Annotated in this window: 14 protein-coding genes and 1 tRNA gene; 5 read left to right on the forward strand and 10 right to left on the reverse strand. The window is 36.2% G+C overall.

The features are described from left to right. Positions 1-131 precede the first annotated feature (131 nt). The 5 genes from VNJ50_RS11360 to VNJ50_RS11380 all read right to left on the reverse strand — a co-directional run bounded on the left by VNJ50_RS11360 (position 132) and on the right by VNJ50_RS11380 (position 6209). Positions 132-2405, reverse strand: a complete 2274-nt coding sequence (locus VNJ50_RS11360; protein ID WP_325581948.1) for a M56 family metallopeptidase — start codon at positions 2403-2405, stop codon at positions 132-134. Between the two features lie 2 nt (positions 2406-2407). Continuing rightward, a complete protein-coding gene (locus VNJ50_RS11365; protein ID WP_325581950.1) occupies positions 2408-2770 on the reverse strand; it encodes a BlaI/MecI/CopY family transcriptional regulator in 363 nt (120 codons plus the stop codon). A gap of 419 nt (positions 2771-3189) precedes the next feature. Next, positions 3190-3858 carry a response regulator gene (locus VNJ50_RS11370; protein ID WP_325581952.1) on the reverse strand — a complete coding sequence of 223 codons (669 nt, stop codon included), beginning with the start codon at positions 3856-3858 and terminating at the stop codon, positions 3190-3192. 7 nt (positions 3859-3865) lie between these two features. After that, positions 3866-5878 carry a tetratricopeptide repeat-containing sensor histidine kinase gene (locus tag VNJ50_RS11375; RefSeq protein WP_325581954.1) on the reverse strand — a complete coding sequence of 671 codons (2013 nt, stop codon included), beginning with the start codon at positions 5876-5878 and terminating at the stop codon, positions 3866-3868. 148 nt (positions 5879-6026) lie between these two features. After that, positions 6027-6209: a hypothetical protein gene (locus tag VNJ50_RS11380; RefSeq protein ID WP_325581956.1), complete on the reverse strand. Its 183-nt coding sequence runs from the start codon at positions 6207-6209 to the stop codon at positions 6027-6029. A 1091-nt stretch (positions 6210-7300) separates the two neighbouring features. On the opposite strand from VNJ50_RS11380, the gene VNJ50_RS11385 reads away from it, so the two are divergent. Then, entirely contained in the window at positions 7301-7882 is a 582-nt protein-coding gene (locus VNJ50_RS11385) for a GLPGLI family protein (RefSeq protein ID WP_325581958.1), read from the forward strand. 251 nt (positions 7883-8133) lie between these two features. Beyond that, complete coding sequence (locus VNJ50_RS11390) at positions 8134-10719, forward strand: carboxypeptidase-like regulatory domain-containing protein (protein WP_325581960.1); 2586 nt, start codon at positions 8134-8136, stop codon at positions 10717-10719. Between the two features lie 269 nt (positions 10720-10988). On the opposite strand, the gene VNJ50_RS11395 is transcribed toward VNJ50_RS11390, so the two are convergent. The 5 genes from VNJ50_RS11395 to dnaE form a co-directional block, all read right to left on the reverse strand. Further along, positions 10989-11062, reverse strand: a tRNA-Asp gene (locus tag VNJ50_RS11395). Positions 11063-11145: 83 nt separating this feature from the next. Further along, positions 11146-12072, reverse strand: coding sequence for a DUF58 domain-containing protein (locus VNJ50_RS11400; protein WP_325581962.1), 927 nt, complete (start codon positions 12070-12072; stop codon positions 11146-11148). 79 nt (positions 12073-12151) lie between these two features. Next, positions 12152-12697: an ATP-dependent Clp protease proteolytic subunit gene (locus VNJ50_RS11405; RefSeq protein WP_325581964.1), complete on the reverse strand. Its 546-nt coding sequence runs from the start codon at positions 12695-12697 to the stop codon at positions 12152-12154. A 156-nt stretch (positions 12698-12853) separates the two neighbouring features. Further along, positions 12854-13171 (reverse strand): thioredoxin, encoded by a 318-nt coding sequence (gene trxA / locus VNJ50_RS11410; protein WP_325581966.1) that lies wholly within the window; start codon positions 13169-13171, stop codon positions 12854-12856. 199 nt (positions 13172-13370) lie between these two features. Further along, entirely contained in the window at positions 13371-17759 is a 4389-nt protein-coding gene (dnaE, locus tag VNJ50_RS11415) for a DNA polymerase III subunit alpha (protein ID WP_325581968.1), read from the reverse strand. A 382-nt stretch (positions 17760-18141) separates the two neighbouring features. On the opposite strand from dnaE, the gene VNJ50_RS11420 reads away from it, so the two are divergent. The 3 genes from VNJ50_RS11420 (at position 18142) to VNJ50_RS11430 (ending at position 20160) form a co-directional block, all read left to right on the forward strand. Next, positions 18142-18690, forward strand: coding sequence for a 30S ribosomal protein S16 (locus VNJ50_RS11420; protein WP_325581970.1), 549 nt, complete (start codon positions 18142-18144; stop codon positions 18688-18690). A 154-nt stretch (positions 18691-18844) separates the two neighbouring features. Further along, positions 18845-19369, forward strand: a complete 525-nt coding sequence (gene rimM / locus VNJ50_RS11425; protein WP_325581972.1) for a ribosome maturation factor RimM — start codon at positions 18845-18847, stop codon at positions 19367-19369. A 41-nt stretch (positions 19370-19410) separates the two neighbouring features. Next, complete coding sequence (locus tag VNJ50_RS11430) at positions 19411-20160, forward strand: tRNA1(Val) (adenine(37)-N6)-methyltransferase (RefSeq protein ID WP_325581974.1); 750 nt, start codon at positions 19411-19413, stop codon at positions 20158-20160. Positions 20161-20178 lie beyond the last annotated feature (18 nt).

Genomic DNA, 20178 nt, shown 5'->3' on the forward strand with positions numbered 1-20178 from the left:
TGCACATACAAGCTATCCGCGCGGTGCAAAAGCGCATCCTGAGCTTGTATGGACCATGTGACCAACGCAATAATTAAAAATGTAAAGAATTTAATCATAAAGGACTTCCAATCTGAATCAACAAGATAACATTACTCAATATTAAATAATATGGGCAAACTGTAAGGTACAATTACAGGTTTTCCGTTATGCATACCAGGCTGCATTTTTGGCAATGCCCCAATGACACGAACAGCCTCTTTTTCAAGACCTGGATGCGGTGCTCTTGCCTGAATGTTGGAGATCACGCCATCCTCACCAATTTTAAAGACGACTGAGATACGTTGCCTTCCTGTCAAGCCCAATTCTTTGGCCAATTTGGTATTAAAGTTTTCATTGACAAAACCCATAATTTTATCAGAGGTACATGTTTTACGAGCATTATTTGACTCCAGTACTTCACAAGTTGGAAATACGGGTGCTTCATCCACAGAATGATAAGGGACTTCTATCTTGATTAAATCATTTACCTGTTTCTTTAAATTCAGGAGTTTTAGGTTGATATTTTCCTCAAAATTATCTGTGGCTTCCTTATCCCCTTCAGGTGTATCATCAACAACCTGAAATAAAATTGGCAGACTATAAGGTACGGTAACCGCTATGCCTTTTTGTTTGCCCGGCGTAAAATCGGGCATGGATTCAATCACCCTAATCGCTTCTTTCTCCAGTGCTGGATGCGGCGCTCTGGCCATAATATCTTTAACTTTTCCGTCTTCACCAATTTTAAAAATGACACTGATACGTTGACGTCCTTTAAGATGATTCTCAGTAGCAATATTGGTATTGAAATTCCTATTGACAAACTCCGATACTTTATTGGAAGTACATATTTTATCATCTTCCTTAGAGCCTGAAGCTTCACAGCCTTGAAACAACGGCACCTCATCGATAACCGCGAAAGGCACTTCACCACCATAGGATTCAGATGTTTTTCCCTGAACTTTCTTTTCTTTTTTGCCAAAATCTAACGAAGCCGTCATTTTACCATCGGTCATTACCAAAGTATGATAGAACGGGTCATTTTTAATCAATGCCATTTTATCATCCTTTAATTTTTGCTCTACTTCCGACAAATTATCCATATCATCAACCACCAATCGCAACTCGCCATGTCGTGCGGAACTTTCCCAATTTCGCTTAGCGGCATCGGTTTTTTTATAAGAAAGATAGTCTTCGTACGTTTCGTATCTTTTCACCATATTGTCGTACAGTTGCACATCTGAATCTTTCAGCTCACCTTCTTTTTCTTTTTTAGCCTTCATTTTTAAGGTCATAAACTTTGCAAAAGCTTGCATTTTTGCCAAATTCTCTTTGCTCTCAATATAGGTCCCGTTGGTAATTAAATAGTTTTGAAGAACATTGGACGTTTTGCTCTTGGACTTGCTCAGCTCCTCAATCTCATTATAATATTTGTCGACTAATTGCTGAAAGGTCAATTCCTGGCCCAAATTTTCATTCTGAAATATTGGAAAAGAATCTTTTACTGCACTTGCATAAGATGATGTGTACATCAACATCAGTGTGACCACCGGAACCAGTAGCGCATATTTGATGAGATGGATTTGCTTTGATTTTGATTTGCTTAACATAATTATTCGTTTTTTGATTAATGATTGATGAAAAAATGGATTGATGAACGATATGTGCTCGGTTTCAAAAACCTGAGACAGCAAATTCTGATAGTATTCCGATTTGCCATTATGTTCTACGGCCTTGGCATCGGCAATAAACTCATGCAAGGTGGACAATCGGTTTTGGTACATATAAATTAACGGATTGAACCAAAATACGATCCTAAAAATCTCAAACAGCAATAAATCCAAACTGTGTTTTTCTTTGACGTGTACCAGTTCGTGCTGCACAATATGCGCTTTACGTTCTGCTTGAATATTAGTTCCCAAAAAGATATAATGAAAAAAAGAAAACGCCGCGCTGCTATTTAATAAGGTCACCAAAACAATATTTCCTTGCCAGCGTTTTGGATTTTTATAGAGGATTCTTAGAATCTTCCCCATCTTATATGCAAAAAAAAGTGCTGCAAAAACCATCCCGATACTCCAAACGTGCATCCAAGAAAAGCTCAAGGCTTGTTCTGTAATTTGTTCGGTTGGAACCATCAAGGAATTGTCTATCATTACTGGCGAAACTTCACCTATTATCACTTCTGGCAACCGGATAACCATAGGTTCTGGAACAATGGCCTTGATGCTTTCAAATTTCAAAAACGGCAAGCTAAAAGACAAAAACGCCGTACCGATTAAGTACACCCGGTTCCAATTAAAAAAAGTTTCGTTCTTTAAAAATAAATCATAAACAATTAGAAAGAAAACCTGGAACGCAATGGTTTGTAGAATATAGTGCAACATACTTAATCCTCTTTTTTGTTAATTTCCTTTAGAACGGATTCCAAGTCTTTTAAATTCAGGTCGTTTTTCTTCACAAAAAAAGAAACTAAATTCTTAAAAGAACCTTGAAAATAATCATTCACCAATACATTAATGCTTTGGTTACTATAGTCGGTTTTTGATAACAAGGTAAAATAAATATGCCCTTTACCTTGTTTTTCATAATCCACAAAGCCTTTGCTTTCCAAAATCCTCACAATGGTTGATACCGTATTGTAGGCAGGTTTGGGCTCGGGAAGTTGATCGATAATTTGTTTGACATTGGCTTTTTGCAATTGCCACAGCACTTGCATAATTTCCTCTTCAGCTTTTGTTAGTTGTTTCATAATAACTTCCTGCGAAGGCAGGAATCTTGTTAGTTAATTTATAATTTCATCATGGCTAAACAGAATATAAATGTATAATCCGCTAATTCTACGACACTAATATAACTAAAATTTTAGTTAAAACTAATATTTTAGTTATATTTTATAAAAAAAGAATATGAAAAGAAAAAAGATGCAACAAAAAAAACCTAATAACTTCTCGACAGATCAGTTATTAGGCTTATTCATTTTGCTATTAATCAACAAATGACTTAGAGGGATTAATTAATAATTGTTGACAAATCAAATATAGAAAATTGCCTTGACTTTAAGTTACGGGAAAACCGTAAACTTATTACGGGAAAACCGTAGTATTGAGAGTGGGCAAGGGTTTGAAGGATTTAAAAAACCAATGAAAAGTAAAACTTTAACATTTGAAATTAGAGAAAACCAAAATTTCTGGCCTTTTCAATAAGCGTTTCGTCCTTTCCGTCTTCAACAGAGAACAACAACTTAAGCTGTTTCTTACGTTTTTCGATAGAACTCATTGACAAATTAATGTGCTCTCTTAAGGTAATCGTTCGGACACCCTGAGAAAGTAGGTGCAAAATCTTGCGGTTGATATCATCAACATAAATATCACTGGCAACAGATTTTTTTAAAAAATTATTAACGGTACTACTATAATAAGGTGGCGACTTTAAGATATATTGAAACGCTTCGGCTAATTCACTTGAAGTCAAATCGCTCTTAATCAAAAAACCATCTGGATTAATCTGTTTGATAATACTGTGTACTCTAAATGACTCGTTAAACATGGTGAGAATAACAATCTTGGCCTTAGGCATTATCTGACGCGTCAGTTGCGCCAAGTCCTCACCGGAAGTTAATTTGCCATCAGAAGAGCCAGGTAAACTAATATCAAAGAAACAAAGGTCATAAGGTTTTTCCTTTGCCGCACGTCGCAATAATTCGATGGCACTATCACAATCATTTGCAGTATGGATATGCAAAATCTGATTTTCTTTTTTAGAGGTTAACAAGGTGTTTTCGTAACCCTCAATAATAATTGGATGGTCATCCACCAATAAGATATGAATATGTTGCATTAGTACTTTAAGTTTTATATGGGATTTTCACTTTTATGGTAGTGCCTTGATTCATTTGTGAAACAAATACAACCGTGCCGTTGAGCTCTTTTGCTCTGGCATTAATATTTTTTATACCAATACCTTTTTTGCTCTTATTTGGATCAAAACCAACACCATCGTCAATAATTTTTAAGCAAATTAGAGATTTCTTTAATCGAAAACTAATTTTAACCGTTTTGGCCCTGGCGTGCTTATAAATGTTTTGGAGCGATTCCTGAAGCATCCTATAAATATTTATCTTGGTCTTATTTGAAACCAAATCCCAATCAATATGGTCTGTATATTCAAATTGGTATTGCAACTGATAAACCTTGGTTTGCTTCTCGATCAACCCCTTTAAAATATCCATAAAACTAGAATCGGCCACAAAATCGGTATTCAAATCATGCGAAATATCCCGAATGTCATCTTCAATGATTTTTAATTCAGAAATATATTTGGCTCGCCGTTGCACCGCTTCTTCGCCTTCACTTAAATTATAACTGTCCAAACTGAATCGGGCACCAAAAATCCGTGTCAGAATCCCATCATGCAACTCCCTTGAAATACGCTTCTTTTCTTCAGCTCTTGCACTATCAATTTTTTCCTGTTGCGATAACATCAAATTATAAATTTCTTCATTGGTAGCCTGTTGGACCTGTGCAAACCTCAAAGCTTTATTCTTGTTGCGCTGTGCGATAATAATATATATCAAAATAGAAGTCACCATCAACACCATAGAACTAATAACCCAATACATTTTCTCTGCGGCAATGCGCTCATTTTCCAATTCCATTTGATCGGTTTCAAACGCAATACGCGCAAACTTGTTTCGAATACCACGTTCATGTGCCAACAGACTGTCGCTTAATTGGATGTGCTTTTTTAAGTAACCTCGTCCTTCATCACCAGGTTTGAGTTCTGATAACAGCATCATAGATTCCAATAAAAGATCATTAAAAGAAATCTCCTTTGCTAACCTATAAGATTCTTCGGCATAACTTAGAGCAAGTTCATTTTTATCTTGACCTTTATAAAATTTGGCTAAGTCAATAGTTACATTTAGCTTGTTTATAGGATCATTAAGACTATCTGAAACATGATAAGCTCTTTTAAACATATTTTCCAACCGTTCATAATCCGTACTTCCAGCCAAAAACTTAGTAAACGCAACGTTATCGAGTACTAAAGCATAAAAACTGGGATCCAAATCAAACAGTTTCTTTTGACCCAAAATACTTTCATAAATTTTTAATGCCCTTTCATAATCACCTTTCTCCTTATAAACATGTGCCATATTATTTTCAGAATAGAGCTGTAAGATTTGCCCATCTTTCATTTTTTTAGCCATTGCATATGCTTTCTCGTGATACTCAATGGCCTTATCAAATATTTTCAAAGTGGTTGCCCCGTCACCTATACGATTATAAAGTAACCATAAACTTTCAAACGTATATTCATCCCTAGGAAGATGCTCCGCCAGTTTTATGGCCTTGATGGCACTTTCTTCACTACCGATATAATCCTTTTCCAGATTTTGTATTTCTGATATATTTATCAAAATATCTACCTGTCTAGAAAAAAGATCCAAGTGATCAGAAATTTGATAAGCTTTGGAATAATAATAATATGCACTATCCAAATGAACTCTATTCCGATGATGATACCAGCCTAAATTATGGCTGGCCATAGCAATAGTCAATGAATCATTAATAGTTTTGGCAAGTTTGTAGTTTTTAAAATTAACGCCTTTAAAACCTTCAAAATCATCAAGATAAAGACAAATTGCACCATAAATAGCATTGGATTTAATCAGAACTGAATCGATTTTCAGTTTTTCAGAATAAATCACCGCATTTTTTGCTTGTTCCAATTGCTGCTCTAGCGTAAACTTTTCTGAAGTACTATTTTTACGAAACTTTAAAACACTATCATATTCAGAAGACTTCAGCTTGTTTTGAGAATACGATCGTATTCCAAAAATTAAAATAAGCAGCATAAGAAATTTTAATCTGAACACTTGGAATGGATTAAATGTAGCATTCCAAATTTAGAATAATTTATTCAATCTAAGAGATTAATTTAGCAACAACAACAACAAAAGCCCTTATCAGGACAATAAGGGCTTTTTAAAATCCTTGTTAGGATTAGATTTGCGAAGGAACGCGCACACCTTTCACAGCGTGAGCCAAAAGTTTTGTATCAATAGTGCTTGATTTCTTGGCGCTAATTTCTTGCACGTTCATTTCTTTCTCAGAAGGCATGTGGTCAGTTTGGCTGGATACTACAACAAACAATGCGAGCATTAAAGTAATTTTTAGAGTTTTCATTGAATCACAATTTAGGGGTTATATACTGTTTTAGTTAATTAATAATTGGACATAAACATGCCACTCGAGGGAAGAATGGATTATTAATTTTTGAGTATAAAAACTCTAGTATTGCAATTAAAAGTTGAGGGAAGTTAGGATTTGCAATAATTCCTTTAAAAAAACGGATTAAGTTTCTCTGAATAAGTAAGATAAAGACCTACCTAATGAAGCACAAATATATTATAAAAAAGTTATCAACAAAACTTTTGTCGGAAAAATACGCGCTTAATCGATGAAATGCATAAATTTCGATACTTTATAAGATTTACAAAGCATTATAAAAATCAAAACATCAAATTCAAAAGTGCAAGACATAGCAACATCAAAAGAATGAATAACTCAAACCAATCTTCATTAATGAACAATCAAGCATTTGCACAAAGACACAAAACTTATTACAAACCAGCTATCGTCTTTAGAAGAAAGTCAACTTTATAAAACAATTATTGAACATAGTTTTAACACACATAATTCATAACTAACATATTTTTAGCAATTTAATTATTGATAGTGTTGTTTAATTGTTTTTTATAGGTATGTTAGCAAAGTCATAGTTTTTATTTGTTCTTTTTTCAGTCTTCGGATGAAAGCTTTTGACGATTGTTGCAACTCCAATTAGCGCTGATTTTTTTACTTACACAGATTGATGGTTTAGAACTGAACCAAAAAACTGATTTTCTAAGACTGATTTTCTAAGACTGATTTTTGTCTAACCGTGCCAACGAATGTATTTTGTTTGGCTAAAACCCTTTATTATGAAAATTTTAAAATCAATCTTTCTAGGATTAGTCTTTTTATGAGGACTAATCGCAATGACCAATGCAACTATTATAGACGAAGTTATAGTAGTAGAAGAGAACCCCACAACACCTTGTTATACAGTGTATCAAGTATGTGACTTAGCACATCCTAATGATTACGACTTATTCGATTTGTGTATGAGGAGAAATGGTTGTTAAATAGTTATTATCAGGGCTTTGTCAAAATACTGAATGTATTCTGGAAGTTTTTTTGACAAAGCTTTCTTAAAACCCATAAAAAATAATATTATGATAAAGACAAAGTTTATGTCTATGCTTTGTGTACTTCTGGCAACTTTCTCCTTTGCCCAAAACAACTCAGCAACAATTACTTATAAAGGGGAAATAAACACCAGATATGTTGATAGTTTTTTAACAGCTTTACAGAACAACAAAGACGTACCAATGGCGGCCAAACAGCAAGTTGCCGATATGTATTATAATGGCCAACCTGAAGATTTTATACTCAACATCCATGCACAGGAATCTTATTATTATCTGGATCCGACTTTGGAAAAAGAAGATGGTTATAACATTGGTAGTTATGCAGACAAGGCACCGTTTTACACCAACACCTCAGAAGGCAAGATTATAAGAATAAGCCCAACGATAGGATTGGTTTCTCTCGAACCTTTAGAATGGAACCTTACCGGAAAAACAAAAAAAATAGGAAACTACACATGCCAACAGGCCATAACAAATGAAAGGCTTTTCAGCAGACAGGGACATTATTATACCAAACAAGTTGCCGTGTGGTTTGCACCTGAAATTCCTTTGAATTTTGGGCCGCAAAACTATACTGGATTACCAGGGTTGATTTTGCAAGTATAGCGCGATGAATTTACCTTAACAGCCACTAAGATAAATTTAAATCCGGATAGAACACCCAAAATAACACGTCCTAAGCCCAATGATAAAATAATAACCGAGGCAGACTCCCATAAACGGATATCCACACTGGAATCGGACAGGAAAAAGAGCAGCAATTGAATGTATTAGTTTTTTAACTTATGAAAAAAAAATACTTTTGGCTCTTGTTTTTAAATTTGGCTTTTGGTCTATCTTGTTTTTCACAAATCATAATGAAAGGAAAGGTAACCGATAGCTTACAAACGCCATTGCCCTATGCCAACGTTATTGCGCAGCCTTTGGATTCGTTAAAAAAAATGACGTTTTCTGTAGCCAATGAACAAGGCTTATACCGGTTGGAACTGGAACAGATACCTTATACTGTATCAATTAGTTTTATGGGCTATAAAACCCATAGTTTCAACATTAATCCCACTGAAAATAAAGAAGAAATCATAGTTTTAAAAGAACAACCCAATGCCCTTGACGAAGTGGTTATTGAACTTCCCGTGACTATCAGACAGGATACCATTACATACAAAGTTGACAAGTTTATAACTGGCGATGAACGAAAACTGAAAAATGTCCTCGCTAAACTTCCTGGGGTCGAGGTCGAAAAAGACGGTACCGTAAGGGTTCAGGGTAAAAAAATAACGACCTTGTTGGTTGAAAATAAAAAATTTTTTGATGGACAGACCAAATTGGCTGTAGATAATATTCCGGCTGATGTTGTGTATGAAGTTGAAGTCATTGAAAACTACAGCGAAATAGCCTTCCTAAAAAACCTAGTCGATGGCAATGAAACGGCCATGAACATAAAGTTAAAGGAAAACAAAAAGAATTTTGTTTTTGGAGATTTTGAAGCCGGAAAAGGCAATAAAAAATTTTATCGTGGGCACGGCAACTTGTTTTATTACAGCCCAAAAACCAATATCAATGCCATTGGAAACCTAAACAATACAGCAGAACAAGTTTTTACCTATAAACAATATTTCGATTTCCAAGGCGGCGCAAGCAGCCTTTTTAACAAGGGAAGCACCACTTTTGACCTAACCAACAACGATTTGCTCCAGTTTATTGAACGCGACGATGTGGTAAGCAGTAACCGTCAGTTTGGTGCAATCAATATAACACAAGAAGTTAGCAATACATTAAATGTATCCGCTTATGGAATCTTTTCAAAAACCAAAGAAAACACCCTTAATCAACAAGTCAATCAATATAACAATGCTTTTACCGAACATAAAGCATTAGCTTCACAAACCAATAATGTATTCGGAATAGGCAACCTACACATAAACTACGTTCCAAACCTAAAAAGCCAATGGCTTTTTAAAACCCAAGTTAAAAGAACCAACAATCATTATAACAACACCATCGACTCTGAAATTGCGGAATCACACAACACTTTTATGGAAAGAAGAACCGTTGAAAGTTCTTTTTTTAACCAAAATATTGAATGGCACAGGAGGCAGTCCAAAGCGCACACCTTTTCTTTTGCGGCCAATTACACGTTTAATGAAACCCGCCCTAACACCCAATGGAGCACAACCGATGATATCCTTTACGGACTGGTTCCTATTGTGGAAGATTCCTTATATATAATCAACCAATCCAAAAGCACAAAAACCAACGATTTTGATATCCTCTTCAAGCATTATTGGGTAATAAATCGATTCAACCATATTTACACGACTGTAAGAAATACATTTTTGAATCATTCGTTTCACACCAAAGACAGCCAAAAACTAAGTAATGGAATGACGAATGATTTTGCTCCATCTGATTTTGGAAACCTTTTAGACTTCCGTTTGAACGATTTTTATTTAGGTATAAACTACAAGTTTAAAACAGGTAAATTCGCTTTTGACCAAGGTGCTTTTTTGCATCATTACCATTGGAAATTGGATCAAAACTCTGCCTCACAAAACAGCAAATGGGTACTATTGCCCAATTCCTCAACAGAACTTGACTTTAGTCAAACCCAAAAGTTGAAATTGGATTATGAACTCAATGCCTCTTTTCCAGGTGCGGCTCATTTTGCAAATCGGTATTATTTGAATGCTTACAATTCAGTTTATAAGGGAAATGACAATTTGGAAAACGAACTGTTTCACTCGCTGAACCTAAGATACAATAGGCTTAGCACCTATAAAGGCTTAAGGTTTTATGCTAATGTCAGATTTATACAAAAAGTAAAAGGTTTTGAAAATGCAATAAATTACGAAGGCATTAACCAGTATATCATGCCTATTTTATTAAATAATGCACAGAGCACTTGGAACATTTACGGTAAAATCCAGAAAAAAATCAAGCGTATCGATTACAGTTTGGGGGTAAATTCCGGCTATTCCGAATATTTGCAGCAATTGAATGATCTTTTAAACACCAACTATACCAGTAATGTCAGTTACGATTTGTCAATGAAAACATTGTTTGACGATTTTCCAACGATTGAAGTAGGTTTTAGGCAGTCTTTCGGCCATTACAATTTGAATAGGAACCGTTCTCGTTTTATAACAAGTGAGCCTTTTATAAACTTTGATTATGATTTTTTAAAAGGATTCATCACCTCGTTTGATTATGCGGCATTTTTTTATAAAAACAAAACTTCTAAGCAGAGCAGCACATACGATTTGGCCAACGCATCCATATATTACAAAAACGAGAATAGCGCCTGGAGCTATAAGTTGGAAGTGAATAATTTGTTTGATGCCCAATACAAAAGCCACAATAATCTCTCGTCTTATATCGTTTCGGATTCAAGGACTTATATCTTCTCGAGGACCATCATGTTTTCGATAGGTTATAATCTGTGATTTTTCCTTGATGTTTGCCTCAATGGTTTTCATCTTTTTAAAATTCACAAACCACCTTAAAACAAAAAAAGCATCCCGATTCTGTTAAAAACAGAAAAGGAAAGCTTCTCACCGGAATACCAAATTGCTTCGGTAATCACTACGTCTATCCAAATTTTCATTTAGATAAAACAACACAACTTCTTCTTGTTCCCATAACGTTGGGAATCGCGCTAAAAAAAGCCCCAAATTACTTTAGAGCTTTTAGCTCCCGATAGCTATCGGGATAGCGGTCTGGACGGGACTCGAACCCGCGACCTCCGCCGTGACAGGGCGGCATTCTAACCAACTGAACTACCAGACCGTTGCGTTAATGCGAGTGCAAATATACACTGCATTTTCAATATCGCAAATATTTTATGCTGTTTTTTGAAAAATAATTTGCTCTTAAAATTTTCCTCGCGCTACAATGTACGTTGTTAGGATCTTATCAAATGCTTCACCAATATCGACCTCCACATATTTTATTTGATATTGCGCACATTTAATCCGCAATTCATCAAAATACGCTTTTACAGCATCTACATAAGCCTCTTTAATCGTGTCAGGATACAAATTGATATGATCACCGGTTTCGACATCTACAAAACGTTTGGGCATGTTTTCAAAATCAAAAGTCAGTTCGCGTTGTTTATCAAAAACATGAAACAAAACCACTTCATGTTTATTATACTTTAAATGCCGAAGCGCCTCAAATAATTTATCCCGATCAGTATTGCTTTGGAACATATCGGTAAAAAAGAAAATCAGCGACCGTCGATGGATTTTTTCAACAATTTGATGCAAAAACGTATAAGTTTCTGTCTTTTTGCCGATTGGTTTTGAGAGCACCGTCTTACTCAATTCGCCGAGCAACATTTGATGATGGCGCTCGCCTCCTTTTTCGGGCGCATAAAAATCATAACTATCACTATAAATACTCATGCCAACAGCATCGCGCTGCCTTTTAAGCATGTGCATCAAACTTGCCGAAGCCAAAGCAGAAAATGCAATTTTGTTTAAATGATCAATTGAAAATTCCTTCATCTGAGGATAGTGCATGGAACTGCTGTTATCGATAATAATATGGCAACGCAAATTGGTTTCCTCATCATATTGCTTGGTAAAAAGCTTATCGGTTTTGGCATACAGTTTCCAGTCAATATGCTTTGTACTCTCACCTTGATTGTAGATTTTATGTTCGGCAAACTCAGCAGAAAACCCATGAAACGGACTCTTATGAATACCAGCAATAAAACCTTCAACCACTTGTTTTGCCAAGAGTTCTAGATTTTTAAATCCTCCGGTTTTATTGAATTCTTGTTGTAAATTCATGATTTCCACCTAGCCTCTCCGAGAGGGAGGACTGTTTTATAAATAATTAAGTCTAATCCCTCCTTTGGGATAGGACAATTTACACAATAACCTTATCAACAATTCCATAAGCGACAGATTCATCGGCCCCCATCCAATGGTCGCGATTAAAATCTTTCATTATTTTCTCAAAGGTTTGCCCACAGTTTTCCGCCAACAAACGCGCACTCAATTCTTTGGTTTTTACAATTTCTTGAGCAGTTATTTCAATATCACTTGCTGGTCCACGAGCTCCGCCACTTGGCTGGTGAATCATCACTCGTGCATGAGGTTGAATGAATCTTTTTCCTTTTGTACCTGCCGACAATAAAATCGATCCCATGGAAGCTGCAAAACCTGTACAAATGGTAGATACGTCACTCTTCAAGGATTTTATGCAATCGTAAATTGCAAATCCGGATGTGACATATCCGCCAGGACTGTTAATATACAAATGAATATCCTTGGTTTCCAAAGCATCCAAATACATTAACCTATCAATAACATGTTTGGCCGATTTATCATCTACTTGTCCCCAAAGGAACACTTTACGCTCTTCTATCAATTTGCGATCAATCGCATCTTGTATTTTTACTTTATCACTCATTTTATAAATTTTAGTCTAAAATAAAAAAAGGTTTACCATTACAGCAAACCTTTTATCATTTTATCTGAATATTCAATTTTAACAATCACAGATAATACATCACATTTCAATTTATTCTATTCTATAGAAATATAAATCGAGATGTTCAGTTAACGACTATAAAAGTGCGTCAATAGCATCGGTATATGCTTTTTTTGGAGCTACACCAACCTGTCTTCCAACAACTTCACCGTTTTGAAACACCAAAACCGTAGGAATGTTACGCACGCCATATTTACCAGCAAACTCCTGATTTGCATCAACGTCCACTTTCCCCACTACGGCTTTGCCATCATACTCTTCGCTAATTTGATCTATGATTGGACCAACCATTCTACAAGGTCCGCACCAAGCGGCCCAAAAATCTACCACAACCGGCTTATCACTTTTCAAAACCGTTTCTTCAAAATTCGCATCTGTTATTTCTAATGCCATATCTATTTTACTTTAATTGTTTCACATTTGATTAATAGCACAAAATTAACCAAAAAATCCGCTAATTCTTGTAGGCTTAACATTTGTTTTGGTTATAGCTGGATTGGTGATAGTTATGACCTCTATTTAAGAACATAAACCAGCATTATGCTTGTTTTATTGATCTATTAAAAAATTGCATAAAAAGCAGCTTTTCTACCTAATTCAATTTATAAAACACATCTAGGTGATTCAATTCGTCCAATAACTCTTGTGAAATCCTCACTTTTTGATGCCTACTGGGCATATGAAGTTTCATTTTTTCTGCATGGTCATAAACTAAAAAATTTAACGACTGATTACCTTCGTGCATTTTTAAAACATCAGAAATTCCCTTAATTTTAGTTTCATTTAAATCAGTTATTTCCAATTGAATGGAAAGCTTTTTGGCATAAGTTTCCATGACATCATGCAGAAGCTGAAAACTTGTAAATTGGAGTCGAGGCTCACTTTTCTTTTGCGTTTCCTTATTGATCCATCCTTCTTTGACATAGACCTTAATATAGACGAATGAACTTTGAACCAAAAAGTGCCTGAACTTTAAATATTCTTCTCCAAAAATGCGAAATTCAAAATTATCATTATAATCTTCGACGGTAAACATCGCCCAACCTTTTCCTTGTTTGCTGACACGATGTTGCACATCGGTAACCACACCACCAAAAGTCAATTCTCTATTTACATAAGGTTCCAAATCATTGAACATCGCTAAAGTGGCATTACAAAAAGTTTTCATTTCTATCTTAAAATCGTCGAGCGGATGACCTGAAATATAAATCCCGACCACTTCGCGCTCTTTGGCCAATTTCTCCATAGTACCCCATTCTTCACAAGGCGGAATGGAAGGTTCAGCAATTTGAACCTCACTTAAATCGCCAAACAAGCTTACTTGCGATGAGTTTTCATTCTCTTGATGCTTATTTCCATAGCGGATTGCTTTTTCCAAAAAAATAATACCATCACCTTCATCTTTAAAATACTGAGCGCGATGCGTATTGGTAAAACAATCAAAACCTCCGGCCAATGCCAGATTTTCAATGGCTTTTTTATTGGCCGCCCTTAAATCAATTCGTTTGGCAAAATCAAAAATCGACTTAAAAGGACCATCTTTTCTACGATTTTCAACAATAGTAAGCACGGCATTATGCCCAACACCTTTAATAGCACCCATTCCAAAGCGAACCGCATTATCCTTATTTACCGAAAACTTATAAAACGATTCATTGACGTCTGGCCCAAGCACATTCAGCTTCATACGCTTACATTCTTCCATAAAGAAAGTCACTTGTTTGATATCGTTCATATTGTTACTTAACACCGCTGCCATATATTCGGCTGGATAATGTGCTTTTAAATAGGCTGTTTGATAGGCAATCCAAGCATAACAGGTAGAATGCGACTTGTTAAAAGCATAACTTGCAAAAGCCTCCCAGTCCTTCCATATCTTTTCCAATTTTTTGGCATCATGACCATTGGCTTCGGCTTGCGCAATAAACTTTGGCTTCATTTTATCCAAAACTGCGATTTGCTTTTTACCCATCGCCTTACGCAAAACGTCAGCTTCACCTTTGGTAAAATCAGCAAGTTTTTGTGAAAGCAACATCACCTGTTCTTGATAAACGGTAATTCCGTAGGTTTCCTTCAAATACTCCTCCATGGCCGGAAGATCATATTCAATTTCTTCTTCACCATGTTTACGTCGGGTGAAACTCGGAATATACTCCATCGGTCCAGGACGGTACAAAGCGTTCATCGCAATTAAATCTTCAAAAACAGTTGGCTTCAATTCTTTAAGATGCTTTTGCATCCCAGGGGATTCATACTGAAACACGCCCACTGTTTCACCACGCTGAAAGAGTTCGTAAGTAAGCGTATCATCCAAAGGAAAAGTATCTGGATCGAGCAAAATACCATGTTTGGCCTTTACAATTTTAACCGTGTCCTTAATTAGGGTTAAGGTTTTTAACCCCAGGAAATCCATTTTCAATAAGCCGGCATCTTCAACAACAGAGTTATCAAATTGGGTCACATACAATTCAGAATCCTTAGCGGTTGCTACAGGCACAAACTTGGTAATATCGTCGGGCGTAATAATAACACCACATGCATGAATACCTGTATTTCTAACAGATCCTTCAAGTGTTCTTGCCAAATTAATAGTTTCAGCTTCCAAGTCATTACCCTCTGCAAGATTAAGCAACTCGTTGACCTTTTCAAGGTCTTCCGCTCGAAATACTTTGCTGAGCTGCTTCTCATCATAACCGAAAATCTTGCCCAATTTGGACATGGTTGGGATAAGTTTTGAGATGCGATCCGCATCAAAAAGAGGTAAATCTAAAACTCTTGCCGTATCTCTGATGGACGATTTTGCAGCCATCGTTCCGTAAGTAATAATTTGCGCCACCTGATTATTACCATATTTTTTGATGACATAATCCATGACACTGCTTCGGCCTTCATCATCAAAATCAATATCAATATCGGGCATACTAATACGATCGGGATTTAGAAAACGCTCAAAAAGCAAATTGTATTTTAAAGGATCGATATTGGTGATTTTCAAACAATAAGCCACAACCGAACCGGCTGCCGAACCACGGCCAGGACCAACAGAAACACCCATATTACGCGCTTCCCTAATAAAGTCTTCAACAATCAAAAAATACCCAGGATAGCCAGTATTTTCAATAACACCCAACTCAAAATCGATACGCTCTTTTATTTCATCGGTGATTTCGACATATCGTTTTTTGGCACCTTCATAAGACAAATGGCGTAAATAAGCATTTTCCCCACGCTTACCATGATCTATAAGATCTTGTTCGTGTTTAAACTCCTCGGGAATATCAAACGCAGGCAACAATACATCCCTTTGTAAATCAAAGACCTCTATTTTATCGACAATTTCCTGAATATTAAAAATAGCCTCAGGAATATCCTTGAAAAGATGTTTCATCTCGTCGGCTGACTTGAAATAATATTCTTGATTAGGAAACCCAAAACGATAACCTCTACCACGACCTATTGGTGTCGATTGCTTTTCGCCATCTTTTACACACAATAAAATGTCATGTGCATTGGCATCTTCCTTTTTAACATAATAGGTATTATTGGTGGCCACCATTTTAATATTGTGCTTTTTAGAAAAATCAACCAATACGGTATTGACTCGATTTTCATCTTCCTGATTATGGCGCATCAATTCGATATAAAGATCATCACCAAACTCATCTTTCCACCAAAGCAAAGCTTCCTCGGCTTGGTTTTCGCCAATGTTCAAGATTTTATTTGGGACTTCGCCATAAAGATTTCCAGTTAAAACAATAAGATCTTCTTTGTATTGTTGAATCAGGTTTTTATCAATTCTTGGCAGATAATAAAAGCCATCCACAAAACCGTGTGAAGATAATTTTGATAAATTATGATAGCCATTTTTGTTCTTGGCCAGCAGCACTATTTGATAACCATTATCCTTTCTGGTTTTATCTTTGTGATCTTCACATACAAAAAACTCACATCCCAAAATAGGCTTGATCATTTTTTCAGTAAACATTTCACCAGCAGTTTCTGCGGCTTTACGTCTGGCTTCAACACCTCTATTATGATTTCCAACGGCACGTACAAAATGAAAAGCCCCCATCATATTGGCGTGATCAGTGAGCGCTACGGCCGACATGTTTTCTGCAGCAGCGGCAGCAACCAATTCTGGAATACCAATAGTAGATTGCAAGACAGAAAATTGCGAGTGGTTGTGCAAATGAACAAATTCGGCATTCTTAAGATCTTCGATATTTTGTGCAAGCTCTCCCTTTGACGGGCCTTCCATATCTTGAGCTTTCTGGAGTTGCTTTTTGATCCGTGCACTTTCAGCCTGAAGATTAATGTGTTTTAGCCCAATAAGCTGAATGGTTGTAGGATTGGCTTTTTTGAAATTCTCAAAATAATCAGCCGGCACATCCAGTTCCTCAACCGTGTATTCTTCACGTCGCACGAGTTCTAAAAAACAGCGTGTAGTTGCCTCTACATCGGCCACCGCATTGTGCGCCTCTGCAAAAGGAACCTTAAAAAGAAACTCGTGCAATTCTGTTAAGGTCGGCAATTTGAATCGGCCATAACGTCCACCTGGAAGTTGGCACAAATTGGCCGTATGTTCCGTACAAGTATCCAAAACCGGAAGTTCTTGTAAAATATTAGCCACATCATGACGGTGAAATTCAGCCCCCATAATATTCAAGTCAAAACCAACATTCTGTCCTACAACAAATTTGGTCTTAGCCAGCGCAGTATTAAACTTCTCTAATACTTCGGTCAATGGCACTCCTTCTTGTTGGGCAAGCTCCGTCGAAATACCATGTATCTTTTCAGCATCGTAAGGAATATTAAATCCGTCAGGCTGTACCAAATAATCCTGATGCTCAATAATATTTCCCATATCATCATGCAATTGCCAAGCTATTTGTACACATCGTGGCCAGTTATCTGTGTCGGTGATGGGCGCATCCCAACGTTTTGGCAACCCTGTGGTTTCGGTATCAAATATTAAATACATGCGTCTAAAAATTGTGTTTTGTTAATGCTTTTTTTGCTCTTCTTATATTTTCCTAATGACTATTCCCCAAGAAGTTTCGGATTTCAAAAAGCCTGTTAAGAAACTCAGCACTTCTTTGGCTAAGCACCATTGAACTGAGTATCAGACTAATGAAATTTGATTTTTTTAACGGGAAAAGTTCTTAAAATTACACATAAATTACCTTTTACTAAAGTAAAGTTATAAACATAAATGAAGGTTCAAAAACAGTAACATTTAGGTTGTCAAAAACTGCAATTTAATTGATGTTTATTTCTAATAAATTATCACTCAATAAAATAATTATATTATCTTTGCACCCTTATTAATAATAGAGGTCGCGAACCTCACTAATTAATTTTTTATGTCAGTTAAAATTAGATTACAAAGACGCGGAAAAAAAGGAAAACCTTTTTTCTGGATTATTGCGGCCGATTCACGGTCAAAAAGAGATGGTAAATACCTAGAAAAAATTGGTGCTTACAATCCAACTACCAATCCTGCAACTATTGAATTAGACGTAGATATGGCAGTAAAATGGTTGCAAAATGGTGCGCAACCTACCGATACGGCAAAAGCAATTTTGTCTTACAAAGGTGCCTTATTGAAAAATCACCTTGCCGGTGGTGTTAGAAAAGGTGCTTTAACTGAAGAACAAGCCGAAGCTAAATTCGCTGCTTGGTTGGAAGAAAAAGAAAACAAAGTTGACGCCAAAAAAGAAAGCTTGGTCAAAGCTAAAGCCGATGCTAAAGCTCAGGCTCAAGAAGCTGAAAAAGAAACCAATGCAAAACGTGAAGCAGAAGCAGCACAGGCAATTGCCGAAGCTGAAGCTGCTGAGGCTGCTGCAAACGCACCTGCGGAAGAAGCTACTGATGCTCCTGCAGAAGATGCAGAAACAAAAACAGAAGAATAAAGAATTTATTTTTTATACTTTTAAACTCCGATATGACCTATCGGAGTTTTTTATTCAATGATGTATTCTACGACGATAAAATACCGCATTGCAAAATCGATCTTATTCCGGGATGCTGTTGCATTCGTTTAATAAAGCTTAAAGAAATAAATACATGCTAAAAGAAGAATGTTTCTACGTTGGTAAAATTGTAAAAAAATACAGTTTTAAAGGAGAATTGTTAGTCAAGCTAGATTCCGATGATCCAGAAATCTACGAAGACATGGATTCAGTATTTGTTGAACTGCGCAATAATTTAGTGCCATTTTTTATTGAATCGTCACAGCTCCACAAATCAGAATTACTACGGATAAAATTTGAAGACGTGGACACCGAACAGGATGCCGACGCGCTTATAAAATGCGATTTATACCTTCCGTTAGAATTTTTACCAAAACTTGATGATGATAAATTTTACTTTCATGAAATTATCGGATTTACTGTTGAAGATGTGAATTTTGGAACGGTCGGTATTGTAAAATCGGTTAATGACACCACTTCACAAGCTCTTTTTGAAATTGATCGTGATGGCATCGAAATCCTAATCCCAATGAATGATGCTTTCATTAAAAAAGTAGATAAAGAAAATCAACTCATCGTGGTGGATACGCCAGAAGGACTTATTGATCTTTACTTATAATCCCTTCCAAATCCTTATCTAAGAGAAAGACTTTCGTTCTAATGGAAAAATTGTTTAAATTCAAAGAATTTGCCATCAACCAGGACCGATGTGCTATGAAAATCGGCACCGATTCAGTGTTGCTTGGCGCTTGGACTTCTATCGATGACCATCCCTATTCCATTTTAGACATTGGTGCGGGCACTGGTATTTTAGCATTAATGTTGGCGCAGCGAAGTCAATCTGTTCCGATGGCTGCCGAAATTATTGATGCTATTGAAATTGATGACGCTGCATACGAACAATGTGTTGAAAATTTTGAGAGCTCACCGTGGAGTGATCGGCTTTTTTGCTATCATGCTGCTTTAGATGAATTTGTCAAAGAATTTCTGGAGGATGACATGGAAGATATGACAACATACGATCTGATTATTTCCAATCCGCCATTTTATTCGGACACTTACAAAAGTAGCGACAACCAACGCGATCTTGCTCGTTTTGTTGATGCCATGCCGTTTCGGCAACTGCTTGAAAGTGTTTCTAAATTACTTTCATCTGAAGGACAATTTTCGGTGGTCATTCCATTTTCCGAAGAAAAAGAATTTATCGTTTTGGCCACAAAAGAGCATCTTTATCCCAACCGGATCTTAAGAGTTCAAGGTACACCTCAATCGGAAATCAAACGCAGTTTCATCCAATTCTCCTTTAAAGAAACAACTGTAAACACCGAACACCTCATCATCGAAACTGCCAGACATCACTATACTGAAGATTATATCGCATTAACCAAAGATTTCTATCTCAAAATGTAGTTTTAAATTGTCAACTGA

Origin of the sequence: Gelidibacter sp., assembly GCF_035577925.1 — a bacterium.
Lineage (GTDB): Bacteria > Bacteroidota > Bacteroidia > Flavobacteriales > Flavobacteriaceae > Gelidibacter.

What these genes read in the sequence shown, in the direction of transcription:
- VNJ50_RS11360 (WP_325581948.1), bottom strand. Translation starts at nt 2,405, where the DNA reads ATGTTGCACTATATTCTACAAACCATTGCGTTCCAGGTTTTCTTTCTA.
- VNJ50_RS11365 (WP_325581950.1), bottom strand. Translation starts at nt 2,770, where the DNA reads ATGAAACAACTAACAAAAGCTGAAGAGGAAATTATGCAAGTGCTGTGG.
- VNJ50_RS11370 (WP_325581952.1), bottom strand. Translation starts at nt 3,858, where the DNA reads ATGCAACATATTCATATCTTATTGGTGGATGACCATCCAATTATTATT.
- VNJ50_RS11375 (WP_325581954.1), bottom strand. Translation starts at nt 5,878, where the DNA reads ATGCTGCTTATTTTAATTTTTGGAATACGATCGTATTCTCAAAACAAG.
- VNJ50_RS11380 (WP_325581956.1), bottom strand. Translation starts at nt 6,209, where the DNA reads ATGAAAACTCTAAAAATTACTTTAATGCTCGCATTGTTTGTTGTAGTA.
- VNJ50_RS11385 (WP_325581958.1), top strand. Translation starts at nt 7,301, where the DNA reads ATGATAAAGACAAAGTTTATGTCTATGCTTTGTGTACTTCTGGCAACT.
- VNJ50_RS11390 (WP_325581960.1), top strand. Translation starts at nt 8,134, where the DNA reads ATGAAAGGAAAGGTAACCGATAGCTTACAAACGCCATTGCCCTATGCC.
- VNJ50_RS11400 (WP_325581962.1), bottom strand. Translation starts at nt 12,072, where the DNA reads ATGAATTTACAACAAGAATTCAATAAAACCGGAGGATTTAAAAATCTA.
- VNJ50_RS11405 (WP_325581964.1), bottom strand. Translation starts at nt 12,697, where the DNA reads ATGAGTGATAAAGTAAAAATACAAGATGCGATTGATCGCAAATTGATA.
- trxA (WP_325581966.1), bottom strand. Translation starts at nt 13,171, where the DNA reads ATGGCATTAGAAATAACAGATGCGAATTTTGAAGAAACGGTTTTGAAA.
- dnaE (WP_325581968.1), bottom strand. Translation starts at nt 17,759, where the DNA reads ATGTATTTAATATTTGATACCGAAACCACAGGGTTGCCAAAACGTTGG.
- VNJ50_RS11420 (WP_325581970.1), top strand. Translation starts at nt 18,142, where the DNA reads ATGTCAGTTAAAATTAGATTACAAAGACGCGGAAAAAAAGGAAAACCT.
- rimM (WP_325581972.1), top strand. Translation starts at nt 18,845, where the DNA reads ATGCTAAAAGAAGAATGTTTCTACGTTGGTAAAATTGTAAAAAAATAC.
- VNJ50_RS11430 (WP_325581974.1), top strand. Translation starts at nt 19,411, where the DNA reads ATGGAAAAATTGTTTAAATTCAAAGAATTTGCCATCAACCAGGACCGA.